Below are 19,906 nucleotides of genomic sequence, written 5' to 3' on the forward strand. Positions count from 1 at the left end.
AAGGGAGAGGCCCACTCGCCTCCCCCTTGTCCCGTCCCCGCCGTTTACCCGCCGCTGACGGCTTCGAGGTCGTAGTTGTTCAGAATCTCGGTCTGGATGTCGGGGGTGCCGTTGTAGATGTTCCAGCCGTACTTGGTGCCCTGGAAGAACTGGTTGTCGCGCCCCGCGTACACGAGCAGCTTGCCGTTGTCGCGGCTGAGGACCACGTCGCCGGTGTCGAAGCGGCCGTTGTTGTTCGCGTCGCGGAAGACGACCACCCGGTAGGTGCCGTAGGGCACGTTGCGGGGCAGGGTGAGGGTATAGCCGCCCGTCAGGAACTTGTCGATCACCTGCGGCTGGCTGCCGTTGGCGGTGTACTGCCCGCTGTTGTACCCGACCACCGCCAGCCCGAGGTTCTGGTTGGGGCTGAACCCCTTGAGCTGCCCCGAGACGGCGGCGCTGCGGGTGCCGAAAAGGCTGCACGAGCTGAGGGCGAGCGTACCGAGCGTGGCGACAGCGAGAATCTTCTTCATGGCGAGACCTCCTCGGGAATGTGCCTCACGCTACCGAGTGTGAAGGGCAGGGGCAACCCGGCAACCCTTCCCGCTGGGCTCACGGGAGGCTCATGGGGAGGGTGGCGGGGGCGGCACACCTGACGGAGCCTTCATCCGCCGGGGGCGGCTATAGTGGCGGCGATGCAGAGGCCTCCCTTCACCGCCCTTGCCGCCGTCTACGACGCGATCATGGCGGATGTGGAGTACGACCACTGGGTGGACTTCGTGCTGACCTATGCCCGGGACGGCGGGCTGGAGGCGGAGACGGCACTCGACCTGGCCTGCGGCACCGGGGGCTTCACCCGCGAACTGTACGGGACGGGACTGCGCGTCCACGGCCTGGACGGCAGCGCCGAGATGCTGGAGGTAGCGCGGGAACGTCTGCCCGCCGATGTGGCCCTGAGCGTGGGCGACCTGCGGACCTTCGATCTGGGCGAAACTTTCGACCTCGTCACCTGCGTGTTCGACAGCCTGAACAACCTGCTGACGCCGGGGGACCTGGGCGCCGCGCTGGGGCGGGCCCGCGCCCACCTGCGGCCCGGCGGCCTGCTCGCCTGCGACCTGAACACCCGGCTGGGCGTGCGGGAACTGTGGGAGGGGAGCCAGATAGAGGGGCTGGCCGATCTGCCGGACGGCCGCGAGGTGCATTACCACTGGTCGCACCACTACGACCCGGGCACAGAACTGGGCGTGGTGCAGGCCTTCTGCCGGGTCGAGGACGGCGAGGGCGGGCTGGACGAGTTCGTGGAGGAGCACCGCGAGCGCGGCTACGACCCGGCGGACCTCGAACCGCTGCTGGCGGGAGCGGGTTTCACGCGCTGGGAGATCGTGGAGTACCCGGATTACGCGCCTCCTTCGGCGGACACGGCCCGGGTATGGGTGTTCGCGTGGGCCTGAGGGTTCCGGTTCTGGGGGCAGGCGGCTGGGGCACGGCGCTCGCGGTCGCGGCCACGCGGGCCGGTCATCCCGTGACCCTGTGGGCCCGGCGTCCCGACTTCGCGGCGCGGCTGGCCGAGGTGCGCGAGAACCGCGAGTACCTGCCGGGCGTGGCGTTGCCGGACGGGGTGAAGGTGACCCCGGACCTCGGGCGGGCGGTGGAGGGCTCGGACTTCGCGCTCGTCGTCGTGCCCAGCGTCGGCGTGCCGGACCTGCTGGCGGGGTTACCGCGCGACCTCGGCGTGGTGCTGTGTGCCAAGGGCCTCGCCCCCGACGGGGGAAGGCTGACCGACCTGGCGCGGGCGCTGGGCTTTACCCGCGTCGCGGTCCTGAGCGGCCCCAACCATGCGGAGGAGGTGGGCCGGGGCCTGCCCGCCGCCACGGTGGTGGCGAGTGCCGACCCGGGCCTGGCGGAGGCGGTTCAGAGCGCGCTCGTCTCCCCCGCCCTGCGCGTCTACACCAGCCGGGACGAGGTCGGTGTGGAACTCGGCGGCGTGCTCAAGAACGTCATCGCCCTCGCGGCGGGGTTGGGGGACGGCCTGCGGCTGGGCGACAACGCTAAGGCGGCCCTGATCACCCGGGGCCTGCGCGAGATGAGCCGCTACCTCGTCTCGCAGGGCGCCCACGAGGACACCGTGTACGGCCTGAGCGGGCTGGGCGACCTCGTGGCGACCGCGACGAGCCGCCACAGCCGCAACCGCGCGGCGGGCGAGGCCATCGCGCGGGGTGACCATCCCCTGAATAACGGGCCGGCGCAGGGCGGGAAAGTGGTGGAGGGGCTGCGGACGGCGGGCCTCCTCGACGCCTGGGCCACCGCCCACGGCCACGACCTCCCCATCGTGCGGGCGGTGGCGCGGGTGGCGAGCGGCGAGTGGACGCCGGACGTGGGCATCGCCAGCCTGATGGGCCGGGACGCCAAGCCGGAACTGGAAGGGTGAAGGGGTCTAGGGCGCTGGGGGCAGAGGGCTGTGCAACCCTGACGCTCGCCTGAGGCGCGGCTGTTATAGAGAAGGTGACTATGGAGACTTTCGAGAGCAAGGCCCTGCAACTCGCCTACAACCTCACCGAGCCCAACACCTACGAGGGCAAGGTCGGCCAGGGCTACGTGGAGGCCCGCGCCGCCGACATCCGCCGCACCTACAACATCCTGTGCGGCCTGGACCCCGACCATCGACCTGCCGCGGCATCCGCTCCCCGGACCTCCAGCCGACGCAAGGCGGCGGTTCCCAGCACTTCGGCGGAGCTGTAATTTCCCCTTCAAGCAGACAGGGTGAAGGCCTGTTGGCCGCCGCCGAGGCGTTCGCCCTCCCCTTCTATGCCGAGCCTCACCGCGCCTACCACAACGCCGACCACGTTCGGGCTGTCCTCCACACGCTGGACTCGCACGGCCTGCTGACCCCGGCCCTCGCCCTCGCTGCCTGGGGCCACGACCTCGTGTACGACCCGCAGAGGCCGGACAACGAGGAACGGAGCGCGGAAGTGTTCGGCGCGTGGCTGCGTGGGCAGGGCATTCAGCCCGAACTGGAGGAAGAGGTCCGGGCCCTGATCCTCGCCACCCGTCACGCGGCTCCTCCAGCGACACGGGGCGAGGCGCTGCTCGTGGACGCCGACCTCAGCATTCTGGGCGCGAATCCCGAGGCCTTTGCCGCCTATGACGCGGCCATCCGCCAGGAATACGCCTTTGTCCCCGAGGAGGTATACCGAGTCGGGCGGGCGCGAGTCCTGCGCGGCTTCCTCGACCGCGAGCGCATCTTCACCACTCCCAAGTTCGCGGGATTGGAGGCTCAGGCGCGGACGAACCTCACCCACGCCCTCAAGCGTCTGCAATAGAAAAACCGCCCCATAGAGAGGCGGTCTTCCGTTGCGTCCAGTCCTCAGTCGGCGGCGGTGCCGTGCTGCCCGGCCTGGGCGTTCTGCTCTTCCTTGTCGCGCTCCAGCTTGGCCTTGATCTTCTTCAGGCGGAAGCTCTCCTCGCGCTCGCGCTGGTCGAGTACGCCGCGGATAAAGCGGATGTCGTCCTGAATGCCGGGAATCACGACCTGCTCCAGCGCGTTCACACGCCGGGAGGTCTTCTTGATCTCCTCGCCGATGCGCCGCAGCTTCGTCTCGGTCGCAGCAACCTTGACGATAGCCTCCATCACGCCGCCGAAGTCGGTCGCGGCCTGGATGGTCCGGGCGCCCACGGTGATCGGGCTGAAGTTGGTCGCAGCCTGGCGCTCGGGGATGTTGATGCGGGGCACCTTCACGCCGTAGATGCTCTCGATCTGCATGTCCACGGCGTAGTCCCCGCTCGACGCGAGGCTCAGGCTTTCGACGGCCTCCGGGCTGTCCCACGCCTTCGCGCCGAACAGGCTGGTGTAGGCGCCGCGGCTCACGCCGCCGAGCTGTTCACGGGCCGCCAGCGCATCCTTCACGAGCGCGAAGAACTCGCCGATCAGGGCGTCGCGCTTGCGCTTGAGGAGGTCGGCGCCGCCCGTCGCGGTCTTCAGGCTGGCCTTGCTGGCGAGCAGCGCGGAGCGGGTGGGGCTGATCTGTCCTGCCATGGGTCCACCTCCTTCGTCGGTGGGGGGAGTGGGAAGTGGTCAGTGGGGAGTGGAAAAGGCTCTTCCCACTGACAGCTTCCCACTCCCCACTGACCGTTAGATCCGGTTCCCCCGCCACATCTCGTCGAGCTTCGTTCCGTAGAACTTGTCGATGGAGTCGCGGCTGAGGCGGGTGAGCTGGCTCTGGGGCAGCTTGGAGAGGATGGCCCACGCGACCGTCAGGCTGTCCTCGATGGAGCGGTCCTGGCCGCCCTGGCCGATGAAGTACGTCTCGAAGTCGTCGGCGAAGCGCAGGTACAGCTTGTCGGTCTCGGTCAGCGCGTCCTCACCCGTGATGGCGACGAGCTTGCGGAGGTCCAGGCCGTTCGCGTACGCGGCGAAGAGCTGGTCGGACACGTTCTTGTGGTCCGCCCGGGTCTTGCCCTTGCCGATGCCGTTGCCCTGGAGGCGCGAGAGGCTGGGCAGCGGGTTGATCGGCGGGAAGATGCCCTTGGCGTTCAGGCCACGGTCCACCACGATCTGCCCCTCGGTGATGTAGCCGGTCAGGTCGGGGATGGGGTGGGTGATGTCGTCGTCGGGCATGGAGAGGATCGGGATTTGGGTGACCGAGCCGGGCTTGCCCTGCACCACGCCCGCGCGCTCGTACAGCGAGGCGAGGTCGGTGTACATGTAGCCGGGGAAGCCGCGCCGACCGGGAATCTCCTCGCGGGCGCCGCCGATCTCGCGCAGCGCCTCGCAGTAGTTCGTGAGGTCGGTCAGGATCACCAGCACGTGGTAGCCGTGCTCGAACGCCAGGTACTCGGCGGTCGTGAGCGCCATGCGCGGGGTCAGCAGCCGCTCCACGGCGGGATCGTCCGCGCGGTTCAGGAAGAGGACCGAGCGGGCCAGCGCGCCCGTGCGCTCGAACTCCTGCGTGAAGAAGCTCACCTCGCGCTGGGTCAGGCCCATCGCCGCGAACACCACCGCGAAGTCGCCCTCGTGGCCGGGCACCTTCGCCTGGCGGGCGATCTGCGCGGCGAGCTCGTTGTGAGGCAGCCCCGAGCCCGAGAACACCGGGAGCTTCTGCCCGCGGATGAGGCTGGTCTGCACGTCGATGGTGCTGATGCCCGTCTGGATGAACTCCTCGGGCTTGGCGCGGGCGGCGGGGTTCATGGGCTGCCCGTTGATCGAGAGGCGCTGCTCGGCCACGACCTGCGGCAGCCCGTCGATGGGGCGGCCCAGACCGTCGAAGCGGCGGCCGATCATCTCCTTGGACACGCCCAGGCGGGCGACGTCCTCGACCAGGCTCACCGAGGCAGTCGCTAGGTCCAGGCCGCGCGTCTCCTCGAACACCTGGATGACGGCGTTCTGGTCGGACACCGAGATGACCTGCCCGCCGCGCGTGCGGCCCGAGCCGTCGCGGATATTCACGATGGCGCCGTAGGCGAGGTCGCTGGCCGCGTTCACGAACAGCAGCGGCCCGGAGATGTACGCGACGTCGTTGTATTCCTTCTTCAGGAGGGTGGTCACGCTCTCACTCCTTGGGCGGTGCGCTTGAAGGTGGTGTCGAGTTCGTCCATCACGCTCTCGCCGTAGGCCATGAACTCGCCCTCGGCCACGTAGCGGGCGCGCGACAGCTTCTCGATCACCGGGTTCTGGATGATCTCGTCGATGGTGGCGCCCTGACGCAGCGCGGCCTCGGCCTCGTCGTAGAACTTCAGCATCATCTTCATCAGGCCGTAGTTCTTGGGCATGGAGGCGCTGGCGTCCACCGGGTCGAAGCCGTTCTGCTGGAGGAAGTCCTGCCGGAGCATGCGGCCCGCCTCGATCACCAGCCGCTCCTGGTCCTGAAGCGCGTCGGGGCCGACGAGCTGCACGACTTCCTGGAGGCTGGCCTCCTGCTGGAGGATGTTGCCGATGCGCTGGCGCAGCTCGGGGAAGTCGGGACCGACGTTCTCGCGGTACCAGCGGTCGAGGATCGGGGTGAACAGCGAGTAGGAGCCGTTCCAGTTGATCGCCGGGAAGTGACGGCGACGGGCCAGGCCCGCGTCCAGACGCCAGAACGCGCCGGTGATGCGCAGGGTCGCCTGGGTGACGGGCTCGGACATGTCGCCGCCCGCCGGGCTCACGGCACCGATCACGGAGACCGCGCCGTCCTCACCCGCGAGGGTCTTCACCGCGCCCGCGCGCTCATAGAACGCGGCGAGCTTGGCGCCCAGGTAGGGCGGGTAGCCTTCTTCGGCGGGCATCTCCTCCAGGCGGGAGGAAATCTCGCGCAGCGCCTCGGCCCAGCGGCTGGTGGAGTCGGCCATCAGCGACACGCTGTAGCCCTGGTCGCGGAAGTATTCCGCCAGCGTGATGCCCGTGTACACCGACGCCTCGCGCGCCGCCACCGGCATGTTGGAGGTGTTGGCGATCAGGATGGTGCGGTGCATGAGGGGCCCGCCGGTCTTGGGGTCTTCCAGTTCCGGGAACTCCACGAGCACGTCCGTCATCTCGTTGCCGCGCTCGCCGCAGCCCACGTACACCACGATGTCGGCGTTGCCGTACTTGGCGACCGACTGCTGCGTCACCGTCTTGCCCGAGCCGAAGGGCCCGGGGATCGCCGCCGCGCCGCCCATCACCAGGGGGAACAGCACGTCGAGAATCCGCATCCCGGTGAGGAAGGGCAGGCTGGGGTCGAGCTTCTGGGCGACGGGCCGCGGCGCGCGGACGGGCCAGTAGTGGGCCATCCGCAACTTCGTGCCGTCCTCCAGCTCCGCGATGGTGTCGTCGATGGTGTACTCGCCCGCGTCGGCGACCCAGCGCAGGCGGCCCTGCACCTCCGGCGGCACGAGGATCTTGTGGGTGAAGGAGAACTCCGGCACCGTGCCCAGGATCGAGCTGCCGGTCACCGTGTCGCCCACCTGCACCGAGGGGGTGAAGGCCCACCGCTTCGTGCGGTCGAGGCTCGACACCTCGATGCCGCGCGCGATGAAGTCGCCCGACGCTTCCCGGATCTTGTCCAGCGGGCGCTGGATGCCGTCGTAGATGCCGTTGAGCATCCCCGGCCCGAGTTCCACGGACAGCGGCAGATTAGTGGTCTCCACGGGCTCGCCGACGGTCAGGCCGCTCGTGTCCTCGTACACCTGCACGAAGGCGGTGTCGCCGTCGAGGCGGATGATCTCGCCCACGAGGCGCTCCTTGCCCACGCGCACGATGTCGTACATCTTCGCGCCGTACATGTGATTGGCGATCACAGCGGGTCCGGCGATGTTCTGCACGACGCCCTGCTTGTTCTGCGTCTGCGTCATCTGGTCTCCTTGAGAGGGGGAAGGGGGGCTGAAAGTGGAGGCGTCAGGACCATCCTGACCCCCAACGCCTCCGCTCCCGGAACTCCTACCTTAAAGCTTGATGTCGAATCCGATGGTGTCCCGCACCAACTTGCCCATGTAGGCCTTGGCGTCCACCGTGTCGGAGGAAAACGCGTCCCGCAGGCTGGGGATGGGCAGCAGGATGGGGAGGTCCCGCCCCCGCATGACACGGGCCGTGGCCGTCGCCGGGTCGGGGATCAGGCTGGTGTCCACGGCCACCAGGCCGTAGTTCCCCTCGGTGATGAGGCGTTCCAGGGCATGCTGGGCAGCGGCGGGGGTGGTCTCCACGACCTCGCTGCCCGCCAGGCGGTAGCCCGTGGCCGTCTCGTGGTCGGTCAGCACGACGACCCTATGCATCGCTGAGTTCCCTCCTGAGGTCCTCGGCGGGGAGGTTGTAGAACTTCCCGCGCCCGATCAGCCGCAGCTTGGCGATCTCCTGCTCCTTGCGGCGCAGGTAGTCCAGCACGATGCCCGCGCCCAAGGCGTCACTCATGGCGACGTTGCGCGACGCCTCGTCGAGCTGCCGCCGGGCCACGAGTTCGGCGCTGGCGAGGTCCGGCGCCTCCAGGATGGCCTGGAGGGAGGGGTCGCCGAGCGTGTTGTCGCCCCCCGCGACGCGCAGGAAGTCGGCCTCCGTCACGTCCCGCCCGCCGGGGATGAAGTAGCGGGAGGACGGCGCAGAGCCGCGCAGTTGCAGCGCGATCAGGACGTTGCGCACGTCGATCTCGCGGGTGAAGTAGCGCCGGACGTTCACGCCGCGCACGCCCGCGAGGACCGTGCGGTAGTACCCCTGGTCGAGGGCCACTTCGAGGTCGAGCAGGCTGTTCGCCCCTGCGCCCACCGCCGAGCGCAGCACGCCGCCGATCTTGCCCCCCGCCACCGCGAGCGTCTGGGCGAGCGAGGCCACGTCGGTCGCGGTCGCCGCCGCCTGGAGCACGGGCCAGGGGATCGTCCCGGCGGGCACCAGGGCGGTGAGGATGTCCTCGCTGCCCCGGCCCGCCAGCACCCCGCGCACCAGCGTCTTGGCGTTGAGCACGTCGTAGCGCAGCAGCAGCGCCTCGACCTCGCGGGCGGGCTGACCCACCGCGATGGAGCGCAGGTGCTGGATGCTCCGCAGGTAGTTGCGGCTCAGGGCCGTGTCGAGTTCCGCCAGGCCCGCGTCCTGCGCGGTCGCGTCGCCCATGTCCTCGCGCAGCGGCGTCTCCGACACCACGCGCAGGTACTCGGCGTAGTTCCCGGCCCCCGCCGCGTCGTCGATGACGCGGGCGGGCAGCAGGTCGGCGCGCAGCATCCGCACGCGGCCATTGATGTAACCGTAAGGGTTGGTCAAAGTCCCTCCCCTCAGCCGTTCAGGAGGCGCGCGACCTCCGCCGTGAGCGAGTCGCGGCCCGACTCCAGGCGGCCGATCAGCGTGTTCTGCACGCTCGTCTTGCCGCCGCGCCCGACCAGCCGCACGCCCGTCTCGATGGCGGGGTTGGGCCGGACCTGGGCGCTAAGGCCGAGTTGCGCCAGCGCGGTCTGGGCGGCCTGCACCTCGTTGGGGTGAACCTCCACCACCTCGGCGCCCGGCAGGGCCGCGCTCGCCTCCTGAATCAGGCGCGCGAGAATCTGCGGGTACTGGGGCGAGGCGGGCGCGCCGCGCAGTTCGGCCTCCGCCTGCTGGAAGGCGCGCGCCTGCACCTGGTCGGCGGCGGCGAGCCGCTGGGCGTTCGCCTCCAGGTCGGCGGCGCTGCGGGCGCGGGTCAGCCCGGCCTGGAGTTCGGCGTCCAGGCTGCGCTTCTGGCTGTCGAGCAGGTTGCTGGCCCGCTCCCGCGCCGACGCGAGGATGGCGGCGGCGCGTTCCTGCGCCTGCGCCCGGATCCGCGCGATCTCGTCGCGGGTTTCATTTTCGAGGATGTCACCGAGGCTCATATGATCCTCAGCGCAGCAGGAAGAAGCCGACGAAGCCGAAGATCACGAGCGTCTCCGGGATGAAGAACCAGATCGCCATCTGGCCGAACTTCTCGGGGCGCTCGGCGACGACGCCCGCGGCGGCGGCGCCGATGGGGCCCTGCGCCAGGCCGGTGCCCACGGCGCCCAGCCCCAGCGCGAGGCCCGCGCCGATGGCGCGCAGGCCGGCGGCGTTGGCGTCACCGGTGGCGGCGCCAGCGGCGGCTTCCTGGGCCAGCGCGGAGCTGGCGACGGTGGCGGCGGTGAGGGCGGGCAGGTACTTGACAATCTTCTTCATGGGTTTCCTCCGAAAGATGGTTGTTAGACGTGCGGGCGTCAAATGACCAGGTGAATGGGGGTGGGTCACTTGAGGTGGCGGGCGAAGGGCTGGTAGCGGGGGCCGCTCTCCTGGAAGTAGCCGGTGGGGTTGAGGTACTCCACCCACATCAGACGCAGCGGCTGCATGATGTGCCCCAGGATCGTGAGCGCGAACAGGAAGGCATGCACCACGAATCCCACCAGGACGCCCAGGATCGGGCCGATGACCGGCAGCGTGCCGCCCAGACCCCAGCCCACGTCCGTGGCGAGGTTGGCGAGGATGGCCGCCGCCACACCCACTGCGAACAGACGGGTAAAGGAGATGATGAAGCCGCCCTGCGACAGGATCTCGATCAGCATCAGTGGCGCCCGGGCGAGCACGACGCCCAGCAGGAAGACCACGAAGCCCGCGATCATCAGCAGCACGCGCCAGTCGCCGAGGTTGCCCAGGGCGCCGAAGTCGCGGCCCGCCTGCGAGACGAAGGCGAGCGACACCAGGCCCACCATGCCGCCCAGGATGCCCGCGGCCTCCCAAAAGTGGTGCATGTGGCGGTGCTTGAGGCTGAGCTGGGCGCGCAGGCCCCAGGCCCAGAACAGGAACACGATGCCCAGCCCCAGGCAGATGAGCAGCACCGTGATGCTGAACTCGGGCAGGGTGCGCGGGAAGAGGATCGGGATCAGGCCGCTGAGGTGCTTTTCCTCGGTGAGCCTCTCCAGGGTCGCCGGGCTGAACGGCACGCCCCACAGATTCCGGATCAGGTCCGGATTGTAGTAGAAGACATGCAGCTTCTCCAGCACGTTGCCGAAGAACTCGCCGGTGAGAACGCCCCACAGGATGCTCCACAGGCTCATGGTCCGCAGCACGTACCCGACCTGGTACAGCGTCCCCGGGTCGAGCGTGGTGCCCAGCAGGCCCACCGGCAGGCTCTCGCCCCGGCGGCTGCGCGCCAGCATCCACAGCGAGGCGATCAGGAACAGCAGGCCGAAGCCGATGTCCGCGACCACGAAGCCGAAGAACAGCGGGAAGAACACCGCCACCACCCACGAGGGGTCGAAGGTGCCGTAGCGCGGGGGATCGGAGATGTTGAGCAGGAACTCGAAGTTCCGCACGTAGCTGTTGTTCCGCAGCTTCACCGGCACCGCCTCGGCGTGGTGTTCGTCGACGGGCTGCACCTCGTACAGGGCGCGGCCCTTCATCGCGTCCATCGCCGCGCGGAAAGCACCCAGGCCCTCGTCGGGCACGTAGCCCTGGAGGACGAAGCCGTACTTGCCGCGCGCCGACTGCGAGCGCGCCTCGTCGATGGCGACCCGGTCGGCCAGCGCGTCGCGGATGGCGAACAGCGCGGGGCCGTGCGCGTCGGCCAGGCGCCGCTTCTCGGCCCGGATCTGGTCCAGGGCGCCGGGATTCTCGCGGGCAATCCGCTCGAACTCGGCCTGCACGGCGCCGACCGGCATCGCGTCGAAGCGGCCCGGCAGGCGCAGCTCGCCCACCCGGGCGCGCGAGAGCGCCGCGCGGGCCTTCTCGCGGTCGGCGCGCGGCACCGCCAGGGCGCCCGCGACCACGCGCTCGTTCACCCGGTCGCTCGCCAGGGCGAAGCGGTCACCCAGGTCCGCGCGCAGGGCGTCCTCCACCCCGCGCAGCTCCTCGGGCGCCCCCACGGTGAAGGTCAGCAGGGCGAGGCGGCGGCTCTGGTCCACACCGCCCGCCAGCCGTGCGAGGACGCGCACGACCTCGCCGTAGGCGCCCTGCGTGTCGAGGTCCGCCTGGAGTTCGCCCTCGCGCGCCCCCAGGGCCGAGGCGGGCTGAGCGACCTCCTCCACCCGGGCGGCCCACTCGCCCTCGGGGGGCAGGGGGGCGACAGCGCCCCGACCTGTGCCGCGCACCGCGCCGAGTTCGCCCAGGGTGGACTCGGTGCGGGCGAGCAGGCGCTCGGTGTTGCGGCGCTCGTCGGCGGCAGCGCCGCCCAGCGGCCCGGTCTCAAACCCCTCCGCGTCGAGGGGAACGATGTGCAGCACCCCCGCCCCTTGCAGGGCAGCCATGACCTCGCGGCTGTCACGCTGACGGCCCGCGACGATCACCTGGTGCATTCGGCTGATCAAGGCAGCACCGCCCTCAGGATGTGCTCGACGGCCTGGCCGAGCTTGCCCTCGCTGCGGGACTGCACGGCGGAGACTTCCTGCTGCGCGTGGGCGCGGGCCTCGGCGCGGATCGCTTCCGTCTGCCCGGCCAGCACCTCCTCGAACTCGCGGCGCATCTGCGCGGCCTGGGCCTGCGCGTCTTGCAGGATGCGCGCGGCCTGCGCCTCGGCGGCCTCGACCTCGCGCTGCGCCTCGGCCCGGGCGGCCTCCAACTGCGCGTCCAGAGCCCGCTCGCGGGTGGCGAGTTCGCTCAGGATTCGACTAGCGGCGTCCAAATCGCTCCTCCTTTCTCCTTACAACACGGTCTTTGGGGAACACAGCTCCAGCTCACTTGACTGCTCCAGTGTCCGGCTTCCGTGGTTCACGGCGCTCCACCCACGGGGAATGGAGCGCACCAGGGCACGAGCCCACTTTGGAATCACGGGCCCGACGAAGAGTGCTGTCAAGCCCGCGCAGATAGTACCATAAGGTTCGTTTTACCCGAGGACAATCATCCTCAGACGGGGTGGGGACAGGGGAAAGGCCGGTGCAGGTCGTCCGGTCCCGACCAGCGGATGGGGCCGGCCTCCGGCGGAGCGCTCACCTCCCTCCCCCGAACATGCATTGCGCCAGAATGTCGCGTCACCCTGAAAAAGTCCCGCCCCCGGGGATGCGGTCGGGGACGGGAGGACGTGGAAGTTCGGGGGAAATGCCCTTCAGTCGCCGCCGAGGAACACCGGGGCGCCCAGGCCGGTCTCGTTCTCGCTGTAGCCCTGCTCGCTGTGGGCGCTGATGTCGATGCCCGCAATCTCCTGGCTGGCCGGAACGCGCAGCGGGGTGAAGAGGCTCACGAGCCGCAGCAGGATCAGCGAACCCAGGCCCGTCCACACCACGCTGGCCGCGACGCCGACGAGCTGGATCAGGACCTGCTCGCCCACGGGCTTGCCCTGCCCGGTCGTCCAGGCGAGCGCCCCGGTGAGCACGGCGCCCACGATGCCCGCGACCCCGTGGCAGGCGAACACGTCGAGCGAGTCGTCGGCGCGCATGGCGTGCTTGTACTGCACGGCCCAGAAGGAGGCGGTCGCCCCGAGAGCCCCCACGATGACGGAAGCCCAGGGGCTCACGAAGGCGCAGGCGGGGGTGATGGCAACCAGACCCACGACCAGGCCCGTGGCGGCCCCCACGGCGGTGGGCTTGCCGGAGCGGCTACTCTCCCAGCCCAGCCAGGTCAGCATGGCGGCGGCGGGCGCGACCAGGGTGGTGATAAAGGCGAGGCCCGCCGTCTGCCCGGCGCTCAGCGCGCTCCCGGCGTTGAAGCCCATCCAGCCGAACCACAGCAGCCCGGCGCCCAGCAGGACGAAGGGGACGTTATGCGGCACGTGCGCGGTGCGGGGAAAGCCCAGCCGCGAGCCCAGGACCATCGCCGCGACCAGCCCGCTGACCCCGGCGGCGATGTGGATGACCGTGCCGCCCGCAAAATCCAGCGCGCCCAGCTTGAACAGCCAGCCGTCCGAACTCCAGACCCAGTGGGCCAGCGGGGAGTAGATCAGCAGGCTCCACAGCCCCCCGAAGAGGATGAAGGCCCCGAAGCGCATCCGCTCGATCACGGCGCCGCTCACCAGCGCGAGCGCGATGATGGCGAACATCGCCTGGAAGGCCGCGAAGACGTAGGACGGGATGGTGCCGGTGAGCTGGTCCTTCAGGCCCTCCAGCCCCAGGTGGCTTAACCCGCCGACGAAGGCGTTGCCGCCCTCCCCGAACGCGAGGGTATACCCGGCGAGCATCCAGACGACGCCGACCAGGCCGATGGACACCACGCTCATCATCATGGTGTTCAGCACGCTCTGGGCGCGGGTCAGGCCGCCGTAGAAAAAGGCCAGCCCGGGCGTCATGAGGAGCACGAGGGCGGCGGAGGCGAGCATCCAGGCCGTGTCACCCGCGTTCAGTTCGGGCTTGGCGTCCTGCGCGAGGGCCACGCCGCCGAGGAGAAGGAGCAGGGGCAGGAGTTTTTTCATGGCATGGCTCCTTGAACCGGGACGCCCGGCGTGAGCTTCGTCTCGGTGACCGGGGTGAGCGCGGCGTTGTCCTCCTCGCCGGTGCGGATGCGGACCACCCGTTCCAGCGGCTGCACGAAAATCTTGCCGTCACCCACCTCGCCGGTGCGGGCCGCCTGGCAGATGGCCCGGATCGCCACGTCCACAAAGGGCTCGGAGACGGCCATGCGGAACTCCACCTTCTCGCGGAATTCGATCATCACCCGGGTGCCGCGGTAGTGCTCGACCACCTCCTGCTCGCCGCCGTGTCCCGAGACGCGGCTGAGGGTGATCCCGCTGATCCCCGCCTGGAACAGCGCCTCCTTGACCTGCTGCACCCGTTCGGGCCGCACGACCGCCGTGATCAATTTCATGGCGTCTCCTTTTTCCCGCTCAATTTGCAGTGTTCGCATCCCTGCATGCGGCCAGGGTAGGAGGGGGGATGCAAGTTGTCAACGAAAACTTGGGCAGATGTACAGACGGATGTGAACAAGTTGTAGGTAGGGAAGGGTGGGTGAGAGGGCAGAAGTGCGAGTTGTGGGAAATTTTTTGAACAACAGGCCGAGTTCGGGAGGCCACAAGGTAGAGGGGAGAGGCTTTCTCGGCCTCTCCCCCCTGTTCTGTCTAAAGGCTCAGGTCACCCGGCGTGCCCGCCTCCCCGCCCACAGCCGGTAGGCCAGCATGAGGATGCCCGCCAGCCCCAGCGCGGCGAGCAGCGGGGCGAACACGGCGAGGAGGCTGAGGGTGAGACTCGCGCCGTCCTCGGCGGTGCTGACCACTGGGTTCGCCAGCCCGCCGGTCGTGGCGGTCGCCAGTGGGCGGATGGCCGCGCGGGTGGTGTGAACGCCCCCCGCCACGAGCAGGCCCAGCGCCAGGCTGAGCGCCGGGGGCACGTCCGCGATCCCGGCCTGAGCCGCGAACAGCACCGCCCCCGCCGCCGCGTTCACCACCCCGCCGACGAGGTGGAGGACGTGGTCCACGCCGGGAATCTTGTCGCCCACGAAGTCGAGCAGGCCCAGGACCCCGACCCCGAGCAGCACCCAGGGGTTGCCCAGCAGGTCATAGGGCGCGCTCAGGTGCAGCACGCCGGAGCGCGAGAGCAGCCCCACGACGAGGAGCGGGATGTAGGCGTTCAGCCCCGCCGCGCCCGACAGGCCGAGGGAGGAGAGCAGACCGGACAGCAGTTCCATATCTCCCCAGTACGCGCCCCGCCCCCCAGAGTTGCCTCAGCGCAGGTAGGCCACGAGCAGGTCCACCCCGGCCCGCAGGTCGTCCTCGTGGACGGCTTCCACGATGGTGTGGATGTAGCGGGTGGGCACGCTGAGGGTCACGCTGGGCACGCCCGCCCGCGACTTCTGAATCGCCGCGCCGTCCGTTCCGCCCAGCGGCAGCACCTCAAGCTGGTAGCGAATGCCCTCGCGCTCGGCGAGGTCCACCAGGTCGTCCACCAGCCAGCGGGTCGAGATCATGGAGGAGTCGAAGACCTTAATCCCGATGCCGTCGCCCAGCCGGGTGACCGCCTCCTCCGGCCCGACGCCGGGGGTATCCACCGCCAGGGTCACGTCCAGCCCGATGCCGAGGGTGGGTTCGGCCCCGTAGGCCGCGACCGTCGCGCCGCGCAGCCCCACCTCCTCCTGCACGCTGAAGACGGCGACCACGTCGTGCCGGGGGCGGATGTCGCGGAAGCGGCGCAGCACCTCCAGCCCCAGGAAGACGCTGGCGCGGTCGTCCATCGCCTTGCCGACGGTGAGCTTGCCCACCTGCCGGGCCGTCTGATCGAGGGTCACCATGTCGCCCACCCGCACCCGGCGCTTGACCTCCTCCCCGTCCAGGCCGAGGTCCACGTAGAACTCCTTGACCTCGGGCACCTTCTTGCGGTCCTCGGGCGTGGCGATGTGGACGGGCTTGCCGCCCGGCGTCATCACGCCCGGGAGGGGGCCGCCGCGCGTCTGCACGGTCACGTTGCGGGCGAAGAGGTTGCGGGTGTCGAAGCCGCCGAGCGCCTGGAGGCGCAGGAAGCCCCGGTCGTCGATGAAGCTGACCAGGAAGCCGATCTCGTCCATGTGGGCGCTGAGCATCACCCGCTCGCGCTTGCCCTCGCCCCCGCCGTGCCGCAGGGCGAACACGTTGCCGAGGGCGTCCACCCGCACCTCGTCGGCCAGGCCCTCCAGCTCGCGCAGCACGAGGTCGCGCACCGCATCCTCATTGCCGGGCACGCCGTTCAGGTCCGAGAGCTGACGAAGAAGGTCCAGCCGCAGTTCCGTTGTGGTCACGCGGGCCAGGATACGCCGCACGGGGAGAGGGCCGGGCGAAGCTGGCCCGGCGGCTGTTCGACTCAGGGGGACGGGCCACTTGGCAGGATCAGGGGTCCGTTACGTTCTCCGGGGTCTTGAGATTCTGCCGCGCCGGGAGACGTGCCCGTTCACCCCCTCCCAGCCTCCCCCCTCAAGGGGGAGGGGCAAAAGATCACGTGCCAAGGCGGCTTTCTGGCACTTGGAATCCACCAAACTCACCGGACCATTGCTCATGTACAAGCGAAACAATCCCCAGCCAAGTGACACTCACCGCATCAGGACGCCGGGGGCGCCGCCTCGGGTTCGGGCTTCGGGCGCAGGTCCGTGCCGTTGAAGCGGGCCTGCCCCTCCGCCAGCCCCTGCGTGGCCCAGACCTCCACCGCATCTGCCCCCAGCCGCACGAGTTCGGCGAGGGTGCCCGCCTCCTCCTCGCGCCACTTGCTGAGCACCCAGTCGGCGGGGTCCCAGCCCGCCGGGGGACGGGAAATGCCGACTTTCAGGCGCGGGAACTGCTCGGTCCCCAGCGCACGGATGAGGTCGCGCACCCCGTTTTGCCCACCGTGGCGCCCGCCCAGTCGGAACTTGAGGAGGCCGAAGGGGCTGTCCAGATCGTCCTGCACCACAAGGAGGGCGTCCGGCTCCAGCTTGTAGAAGGCGACGAGCGGCCCGACCGCCTTGCCCGACGTGTTCATGAAGGTCTGCGGCTTGACGAGGAGGACCCGGGCACCGGGAGCCGCGCCCACCCGCACCTCGGCCACCTCGGCGTCTTTCTCCTTGCGCCAGACGGCCCCCCCGCGGCGGGCCACCTCGTCCACGACGAGCCAGCCGACGTTGTGTCGGGTCCGCGCGTACTGCGTGCCCGGATTGCCCAGGCCGACGACGAGTTTCAAGGCTCAGGCCTCCAGGCTGTTCAGCGTCTCGCGCCAGCGGGCCTCGGTCTCGCGCACGCGCGCCTCGCCCCTCGCCCGGGCGTACCCCGCGCGAAAATCGGCGAAGCGGGTGTCCGTCTCGGCGAAGAGGAGGCCCAGCGCCTGCCGCACGTCCTGCACGTTGCGCTCGGTCAGCACCGTGTCCTTGGTGTCGAGCACCTCGTCGAGCGTCGCCATCAGGCCCGAGAGGGGGCGCAGCCACTGGAAGGAGGAGTCATTCATCACGAGCGAGTACAGCGCGAAGGGTCCCTTCACCGGGCCGTGCAGGAACTCGTACTCGCCCTTGGCAAAATCCAGCAGCGCCGAGTGGAAGTGCCGCAGCGCCTGCGCCAGCGCCGTGAGCCGCGCGCGTACCTGAGCGTCCGTAGCCGTCATGGGCCAAGGGTAGCAGGGGGCGGCGAGGTCCACCCGGTCCTTGTCCCTCAAGTTCGCGCTGTAAAAGGAGGTCGCCACGGCCTTCATCCCGGCCTGCGTGAGGGGAAGGACGCTCGCGCCACTCCGCCCAATCCCATGCGGCGCGAGGACAACGGCGGGCGGGCGGATGCTCGCCAAACGGGCCGAACCCTACCAGCCCCACGTCCCCGGCTCCCCCTTGAACGGCCCCACCACGTCCGATGTGATCCAGCCGCCGTAGAAGCCGCCCGGCTGGGGAATGACGCGCTCGCCGTCCACCCGGCACTCGTCCATCCGGCCCGCGTAGACGGCGATATGGCCCGCGATCTCCCGAAAAGCAGGCGTGGGCCGTTCATAACTCCAGCCTGCGCCCTGGGCCGTCTTTCCCCCAGCCGAGAGCGTCCAGTACGACGCCTCGCCCTTCCACTCGCAGACGCTGCCGCCGCCCGCCTGGGTCAGCACGCCGGGCAGGAAGGCCCCGCGCGGCAGGTAGTAGGTGGGGGGATGGCTCGTCTCCAGGACGCGAAAAGCCTCCGTCGTCTCGGCGATCTTCACCCCGCCGAGCCAGATTTCGATGCGCCTTGGCGTCCGTTCCAGCCGGGGAGGACGCGGGTAGTCCCATACGCTCTCCTGGCCGGGACCGGGCTTCACGGGTTGGGGGCGCGGCATGGGGGCAGTGTGATCGTCGCCAGCGTCCAGGGCTGTCGGCCTTCCCCCCATCGGGTAGGCTGACCCATGACCACCGTGAATCTGCCGGACGCCGAGACCCCCGAGCTGAGCGGCACGGTGAACCTTGCGGACATCGAGGCGCTGGGCCGCTCCCGGCTCGACCGCAACGCGCTGGAGTATTACGCGAGCGGCGCGAACGACGAGGTGACGCTGCGCGAGAACCGGGAGGGCTTCCGCCGTCTCCGGTTGCGCCCCCGGATGCTCGTGGACGTGTCGAGCGTGGACACGCGGACGGAGGTGCTGGGCCTGCCCCTTGCCTTCCCCGTCGGCATCGCCCCGAGCGCCTTTCACGGCCTCGCGCACCCGGAGGCGGAGCGGGCGACGGCGCGCGCCGCAGCGTCGGCGGGCAGCGTGATGACGCTCTCGACCTTCTCCAACACGCCCATCGAGGAGGTCGCGCGGGAGGTGCCGGGCCGCTTCTGGTTCCAGCTCTACCCCTACAAGGACCGGGAGGTGAGTGCCGAACTGGTCCACCGGGCCGAGGCGGCGGGCGCGCGGGCGCTCGTGCTGACCGTGGACGCCCCCTTCGTCGGTCGCCGCGAACCCAACGAACGCCACCGTTTCGCCCTGCCGCCGCACCTGAAGGTCCCGAACGTGGGCAGCCGCGAGCGCCTGGCCGAGTTCGAGTCGGAGTCGGGGTCGCAGCTCGTGAACTACTTTCAGGGGCTGATCTCCAAGACCTTCACCTGGGCCGACCTGGGGTGGCTGCGCTCGGTCACGTCGCTACCCATCGTGCTCAAGGGCATTCTGACTGCCGAGGACGCCCTGCTCGCCGCCCAGCACGGCGCTCACGTCTGGGTCAGCAACCACGGCGGGCGGCAACTCGACACCGCCGTGAGCAGCATTGAGGCATTGCCCGAGGTCGCGGAGGCGGTCGCCGGGCAGGTCGAGGTCTATCTCGACGGCGGGGTCACCCGCGGAACGGACGTGCTCAAAGCTGTCGCGCTCGGCGCCCGGGCCGTATTCCTGGGCCGGGCCGCCCTCTGGGGCCTGGCGGCAGGAGGGGAAGCAGGCGTGCGGCGCACCCTCGACCTCCTCCGCGACGAGGTGCGGCTGGCGCTGGCCCTGTGCGGCAAGCAGAACATCGGGCAGGTGGGGCGGGAGTTGGTGCGACTGTAAGAACGGCACCTCCCATTCAGGCTTGTGTCCCAACAAACGGCAACCCTCTTGAGTCCCTGCCTTCCGACCCCCTCCCCCCGTGGGAGAGGGCCTGGCGCGGCCAGGGGTGAGGGGGCGCCGCAGCAGAGCAGCTTCCAGAGCTGGGACCGCCTGAAAAGAAAAGCCCACCTCCTATCCCCCAAATTTGACAGGCTCCTGTCAACAAGTTAAGCTGCACATCCATGCCCGAACTCACGGCGGAGGGGGCCGCCTTTACCGAACTGCTGCTGGAGGTCTTTCGGCTGAATGGACTGCTGCTGGACGCGGGTGACCGCCTGACCCGCCCGCTGGGCCTGAGCAGCGCCCGCTGGCAGGTGCTGGGGGTGGTGGAACATGGTCCCGTCACCGTGTCGGGGATCAGCCGGGTCATGGGTCTGGCGCGGCAGAGCGTGCAGCAACTGACCGACGCCCTGGAGCGGGACGGCTTTCTGACCTATGTGGACAATCCGGGGCACCGCCGCGCCCGGCTGGTGCAACTGACGGCGAAAGGAGAGGTGGCAGCCGCCCACCTTATCCCCGCCCAGGCCGAGTGGGCCAACCGGCTGGGTGAAGGGCAGACCGCAGAAACCCTTCAGGCCGCCCTGACCACGCTCCGTGCCCTGCGCGAGCGGCTGGAGCAGGACGCGGAGTCGGCTCCCTGATTTCCCCCCAACAGGAGGAG

Annotated in this window: 23 protein-coding genes; 6 read left to right on the forward strand and 17 right to left on the reverse strand. The window is 69.9% G+C overall.

Annotated elements, in window-relative coordinates; translation table 11 throughout:
- Window positions 1–44 precede the first annotated feature (44 nt).
- The gene (locus tag DAERI_RS17550; RefSeq protein ID WP_103130738.1) at window positions 45–512 is read right to left on the reverse strand and encodes a hypothetical protein; all 468 of its coding nucleotides are present in this window, start codon (window positions 510–512) and stop codon (window positions 45–47) included.
- Window positions 513–674: 162 nt separating this feature from the next.
- Between DAERI_RS17550 and DAERI_RS17555 the strand changes: the two genes are divergently transcribed.
- From DAERI_RS17555 to DAERI_RS17570, 4 genes are all read left to right on the forward strand, one after another.
- Window positions 675–1,430, forward strand: coding sequence for a class I SAM-dependent DNA methyltransferase (locus DAERI_RS17555; protein ID WP_103130739.1), 756 nt, complete (start codon window positions 675–677; stop codon window positions 1,428–1,430).
- Entirely contained in the window at window positions 1,409–2,407 is a 999-nt protein-coding gene (locus tag DAERI_RS17560; RefSeq protein ID WP_103130740.1) for an NAD(P)H-dependent glycerol-3-phosphate dehydrogenase, read from the forward strand. The genes DAERI_RS17555 and DAERI_RS17560 overlap by 22 nt, the downstream gene beginning before the upstream one ends.
- An 80-nt stretch (window positions 2,408–2,487) precedes the next feature.
- On the forward strand, window positions 2,488–2,718 hold the full coding sequence (locus DAERI_RS17565; RefSeq protein ID WP_103130741.1) for a hypothetical protein: 231 nt from the start codon (window positions 2,488–2,490) through the stop codon (window positions 2,716–2,718).
- Window positions 2,719–2,750: 32 nt separating this feature from the next.
- On the forward strand, window positions 2,751–3,299 hold the full coding sequence (locus DAERI_RS17570; protein ID WP_235610445.1) for an HD domain-containing protein: 549 nt from the start codon (window positions 2,751–2,753) through the stop codon (window positions 3,297–3,299).
- Between the two features lie 44 nt (window positions 3,300–3,343).
- Here DAERI_RS17570 and DAERI_RS17575 read toward each other — a convergent pair whose 3' ends face one another.
- The 16 genes from DAERI_RS17575 to DAERI_RS17650 all read right to left on the reverse strand — a co-directional run bounded on the left by DAERI_RS17575 (window position 3,344) and on the right by DAERI_RS17650 (window position 18,027).
- Window positions 3,344–4,012, reverse strand: coding sequence for a V-type ATP synthase subunit D (locus DAERI_RS17575; protein ID WP_103130742.1), 669 nt, complete (start codon window positions 4,010–4,012; stop codon window positions 3,344–3,346).
- A 96-nt stretch (window positions 4,013–4,108) separates the two neighbouring features.
- Window positions 4,109–5,521, reverse strand: a complete 1,413-nt coding sequence (locus DAERI_RS17580) for a V-type ATP synthase subunit B (protein WP_103130743.1) — start codon at window positions 5,519–5,521, stop codon at window positions 4,109–4,111.
- Window positions 5,518–7,284 carry a V-type ATP synthase subunit A gene (locus DAERI_RS17585; protein WP_103130744.1) on the reverse strand — a complete coding sequence of 589 codons (1,767 nt, stop codon included), beginning with the start codon at window positions 7,282–7,284 and terminating at the stop codon, window positions 5,518–5,520. The genes DAERI_RS17580 and DAERI_RS17585 overlap by 4 nt, the downstream gene beginning before the upstream one ends.
- A gap of 90 nt (window positions 7,285–7,374) precedes the next feature.
- Window positions 7,375–7,701 (reverse strand): V-type ATP synthase subunit F, encoded by a 327-nt coding sequence (locus DAERI_RS17590; RefSeq protein ID WP_103130745.1) that lies wholly within the window; start codon window positions 7,699–7,701, stop codon window positions 7,375–7,377.
- Window positions 7,694–8,674: a V-type ATPase subunit gene (locus DAERI_RS17595; protein ID WP_103130746.1), complete on the reverse strand. Its 981-nt coding sequence runs from the start codon at window positions 8,672–8,674 to the stop codon at window positions 7,694–7,696. The genes DAERI_RS17590 and DAERI_RS17595 overlap by 8 nt, the downstream gene beginning before the upstream one ends.
- An 11-nt stretch (window positions 8,675–8,685) precedes the next feature.
- Window positions 8,686–9,255, reverse strand: coding sequence for a V-type ATP synthase subunit E (locus tag DAERI_RS17600; protein ID WP_103130747.1), 570 nt, complete (start codon window positions 9,253–9,255; stop codon window positions 8,686–8,688).
- 7 nt (window positions 9,256–9,262) lie between these two features.
- The gene (locus tag DAERI_RS17605) at window positions 9,263–9,571 is read right to left on the reverse strand and encodes an ATP synthase subunit C-like protein (protein WP_103130748.1); all 309 of its coding nucleotides are present in this window, start codon (window positions 9,569–9,571) and stop codon (window positions 9,263–9,265) included.
- A gap of 65 nt (window positions 9,572–9,636) precedes the next feature.
- On the reverse strand, window positions 9,637–11,679 hold the full coding sequence (locus DAERI_RS17610; protein ID WP_103130749.1) for a V-type ATP synthase subunit I: 2,043 nt from the start codon (window positions 11,677–11,679) through the stop codon (window positions 9,637–9,639).
- 8 nt (window positions 11,680–11,687) lie between these two features.
- Window positions 11,688–12,005: a V-type ATPase subunit subunit G family protein gene (locus DAERI_RS17615; RefSeq protein WP_103130750.1), complete on the reverse strand. Its 318-nt coding sequence runs from the start codon at window positions 12,003–12,005 to the stop codon at window positions 11,688–11,690.
- 420 nt (window positions 12,006–12,425) lie between these two features.
- The gene (locus tag DAERI_RS17620; RefSeq protein WP_103130751.1) at window positions 12,426–13,724 is read right to left on the reverse strand and encodes an ammonium transporter; all 1,299 of its coding nucleotides are present in this window, start codon (window positions 13,722–13,724) and stop codon (window positions 12,426–12,428) included.
- A complete protein-coding gene (locus DAERI_RS17625) occupies window positions 13,721–14,116 on the reverse strand; it encodes a P-II family nitrogen regulator (protein WP_165794269.1) in 396 nt (131 codons plus the stop codon). The genes DAERI_RS17620 and DAERI_RS17625 overlap by 4 nt, the downstream gene beginning before the upstream one ends.
- Before the next feature lie 258 nt (window positions 14,117–14,374).
- Window positions 14,375–14,932 carry a DUF4126 domain-containing protein gene (locus DAERI_RS17630; RefSeq protein WP_103130752.1) on the reverse strand — a complete coding sequence of 186 codons (558 nt, stop codon included), beginning with the start codon at window positions 14,930–14,932 and terminating at the stop codon, window positions 14,375–14,377.
- Between the two features lie 36 nt (window positions 14,933–14,968).
- Window positions 14,969–16,015: a M42 family metallopeptidase gene (locus DAERI_RS17635; RefSeq protein WP_235610446.1), complete on the reverse strand. Its 1,047-nt coding sequence runs from the start codon at window positions 16,013–16,015 to the stop codon at window positions 14,969–14,971.
- Window positions 16,016–16,311: 296 nt separating this feature from the next.
- Window positions 16,312–16,926 carry an aminoacyl-tRNA hydrolase gene (gene pth / locus DAERI_RS17640; protein ID WP_103130754.1) on the reverse strand — a complete coding sequence of 205 codons (615 nt, stop codon included), beginning with the start codon at window positions 16,924–16,926 and terminating at the stop codon, window positions 16,312–16,314.
- Window positions 16,927–16,929: 3 nt separating this feature from the next.
- Window positions 16,930–17,340, reverse strand: a complete 411-nt coding sequence (locus tag DAERI_RS17645; RefSeq protein WP_103130798.1) for a hypothetical protein — start codon at window positions 17,338–17,340, stop codon at window positions 16,930–16,932.
- Window positions 17,341–17,529: 189 nt separating this feature from the next.
- On the reverse strand, window positions 17,530–18,027 hold the full coding sequence (locus tag DAERI_RS17650; protein ID WP_103130755.1) for a DUF427 domain-containing protein: 498 nt from the start codon (window positions 18,025–18,027) through the stop codon (window positions 17,530–17,532).
- 66 nt (window positions 18,028–18,093) lie between these two features.
- Between DAERI_RS17650 and DAERI_RS17655 the strand changes: the two genes are divergently transcribed.
- Together DAERI_RS17655 and DAERI_RS17660 are read left to right on the forward strand one after the other, a co-directional pair.
- Complete coding sequence (locus tag DAERI_RS17655) at window positions 18,094–19,206, forward strand: alpha-hydroxy acid oxidase (protein WP_103130756.1); 1,113 nt, start codon at window positions 18,094–18,096, stop codon at window positions 19,204–19,206.
- A 221-nt stretch (window positions 19,207–19,427) separates the two neighbouring features.
- Window positions 19,428–19,886 (forward strand): MarR family winged helix-turn-helix transcriptional regulator, encoded by a 459-nt coding sequence (locus DAERI_RS17660; RefSeq protein WP_103130757.1) that lies wholly within the window; start codon window positions 19,428–19,430, stop codon window positions 19,884–19,886.
- Window positions 19,887–19,906 lie beyond the last annotated feature (20 nt).

The sequence above is a fragment of the Deinococcus aerius genome (assembly GCF_002897375.1).
GTDB classification, from domain to species: Bacteria; Deinococcota; Deinococci; order Deinococcales; family Deinococcaceae; genus Deinococcus; species Deinococcus aerius.

What these genes read in the sequence shown, in the direction of transcription:
- DAERI_RS17645 (WP_103130798.1), bottom strand. Translation starts at nt 17,340, where the DNA reads ATGACGGCTACGGACGCTCAGGTACGCGCGCGGCTCACGGCGCTGGCG.
- DAERI_RS17605 (WP_103130748.1), bottom strand. Translation starts at nt 9,571, where the DNA reads ATGAAGAAGATTGTCAAGTACCTGCCCGCCCTCACCGCCGCCACCGTC.
- DAERI_RS17630 (WP_103130752.1), bottom strand. Translation starts at nt 14,932, where the DNA reads ATGGAACTGCTGTCCGGTCTGCTCTCCTCCCTCGGCCTGTCGGGCGCG.
- DAERI_RS17620 (WP_103130751.1), bottom strand. Translation starts at nt 13,724, where the DNA reads ATGAAAAAACTCCTGCCCCTGCTCCTTCTCCTCGGCGGCGTGGCCCTC.
- DAERI_RS17625 (WP_165794269.1), bottom strand. Translation starts at nt 14,116, where the DNA reads ATGAAATTGATCACGGCGGTCGTGCGGCCCGAACGGGTGCAGCAGGTC.
- DAERI_RS17655 (WP_103130756.1), top strand. Translation starts at nt 18,094, where the DNA reads ATGACCACCGTGAATCTGCCGGACGCCGAGACCCCCGAGCTGAGCGGC.
- DAERI_RS17555 (WP_103130739.1), top strand. Translation starts at nt 675, where the DNA reads ATGCAGAGGCCTCCCTTCACCGCCCTTGCCGCCGTCTACGACGCGATC.
- DAERI_RS17575 (WP_103130742.1), bottom strand. Translation starts at nt 4,012, where the DNA reads ATGGCAGGACAGATCAGCCCCACCCGCTCCGCGCTGCTCGCCAGCAAG.
- DAERI_RS17590 (WP_103130745.1), bottom strand. Translation starts at nt 7,701, where the DNA reads ATGCATAGGGTCGTCGTGCTGACCGACCACGAGACGGCCACGGGCTAC.
- DAERI_RS17565 (WP_103130741.1), top strand. Translation starts at nt 2,488, where the DNA reads ATGGAGACTTTCGAGAGCAAGGCCCTGCAACTCGCCTACAACCTCACC.
- DAERI_RS17660 (WP_103130757.1), top strand. Translation starts at nt 19,428, where the DNA reads ATGCCCGAACTCACGGCGGAGGGGGCCGCCTTTACCGAACTGCTGCTG.
- DAERI_RS17585 (WP_103130744.1), bottom strand. Translation starts at nt 7,284, where the DNA reads ATGACGCAGACGCAGAACAAGCAGGGCGTCGTGCAGAACATCGCCGGA.
- DAERI_RS17600 (WP_103130747.1), bottom strand. Translation starts at nt 9,255, where the DNA reads ATGAGCCTCGGTGACATCCTCGAAAATGAAACCCGCGACGAGATCGCG.
- DAERI_RS17550 (WP_103130738.1), bottom strand. Translation starts at nt 512, where the DNA reads ATGAAGAAGATTCTCGCTGTCGCCACGCTCGGTACGCTCGCCCTCAGC.
- DAERI_RS17610 (WP_103130749.1), bottom strand. Translation starts at nt 11,679, where the DNA reads ATGCACCAGGTGATCGTCGCGGGCCGTCAGCGTGACAGCCGCGAGGTC.
- DAERI_RS17560 (WP_103130740.1), top strand. Translation starts at nt 1,409, where the DNA reads ATGGGTGTTCGCGTGGGCCTGAGGGTTCCGGTTCTGGGGGCAGGCGGC.
- DAERI_RS17650 (WP_103130755.1), bottom strand. Translation starts at nt 18,027, where the DNA reads ATGCCGCGCCCCCAACCCGTGAAGCCCGGTCCCGGCCAGGAGAGCGTA.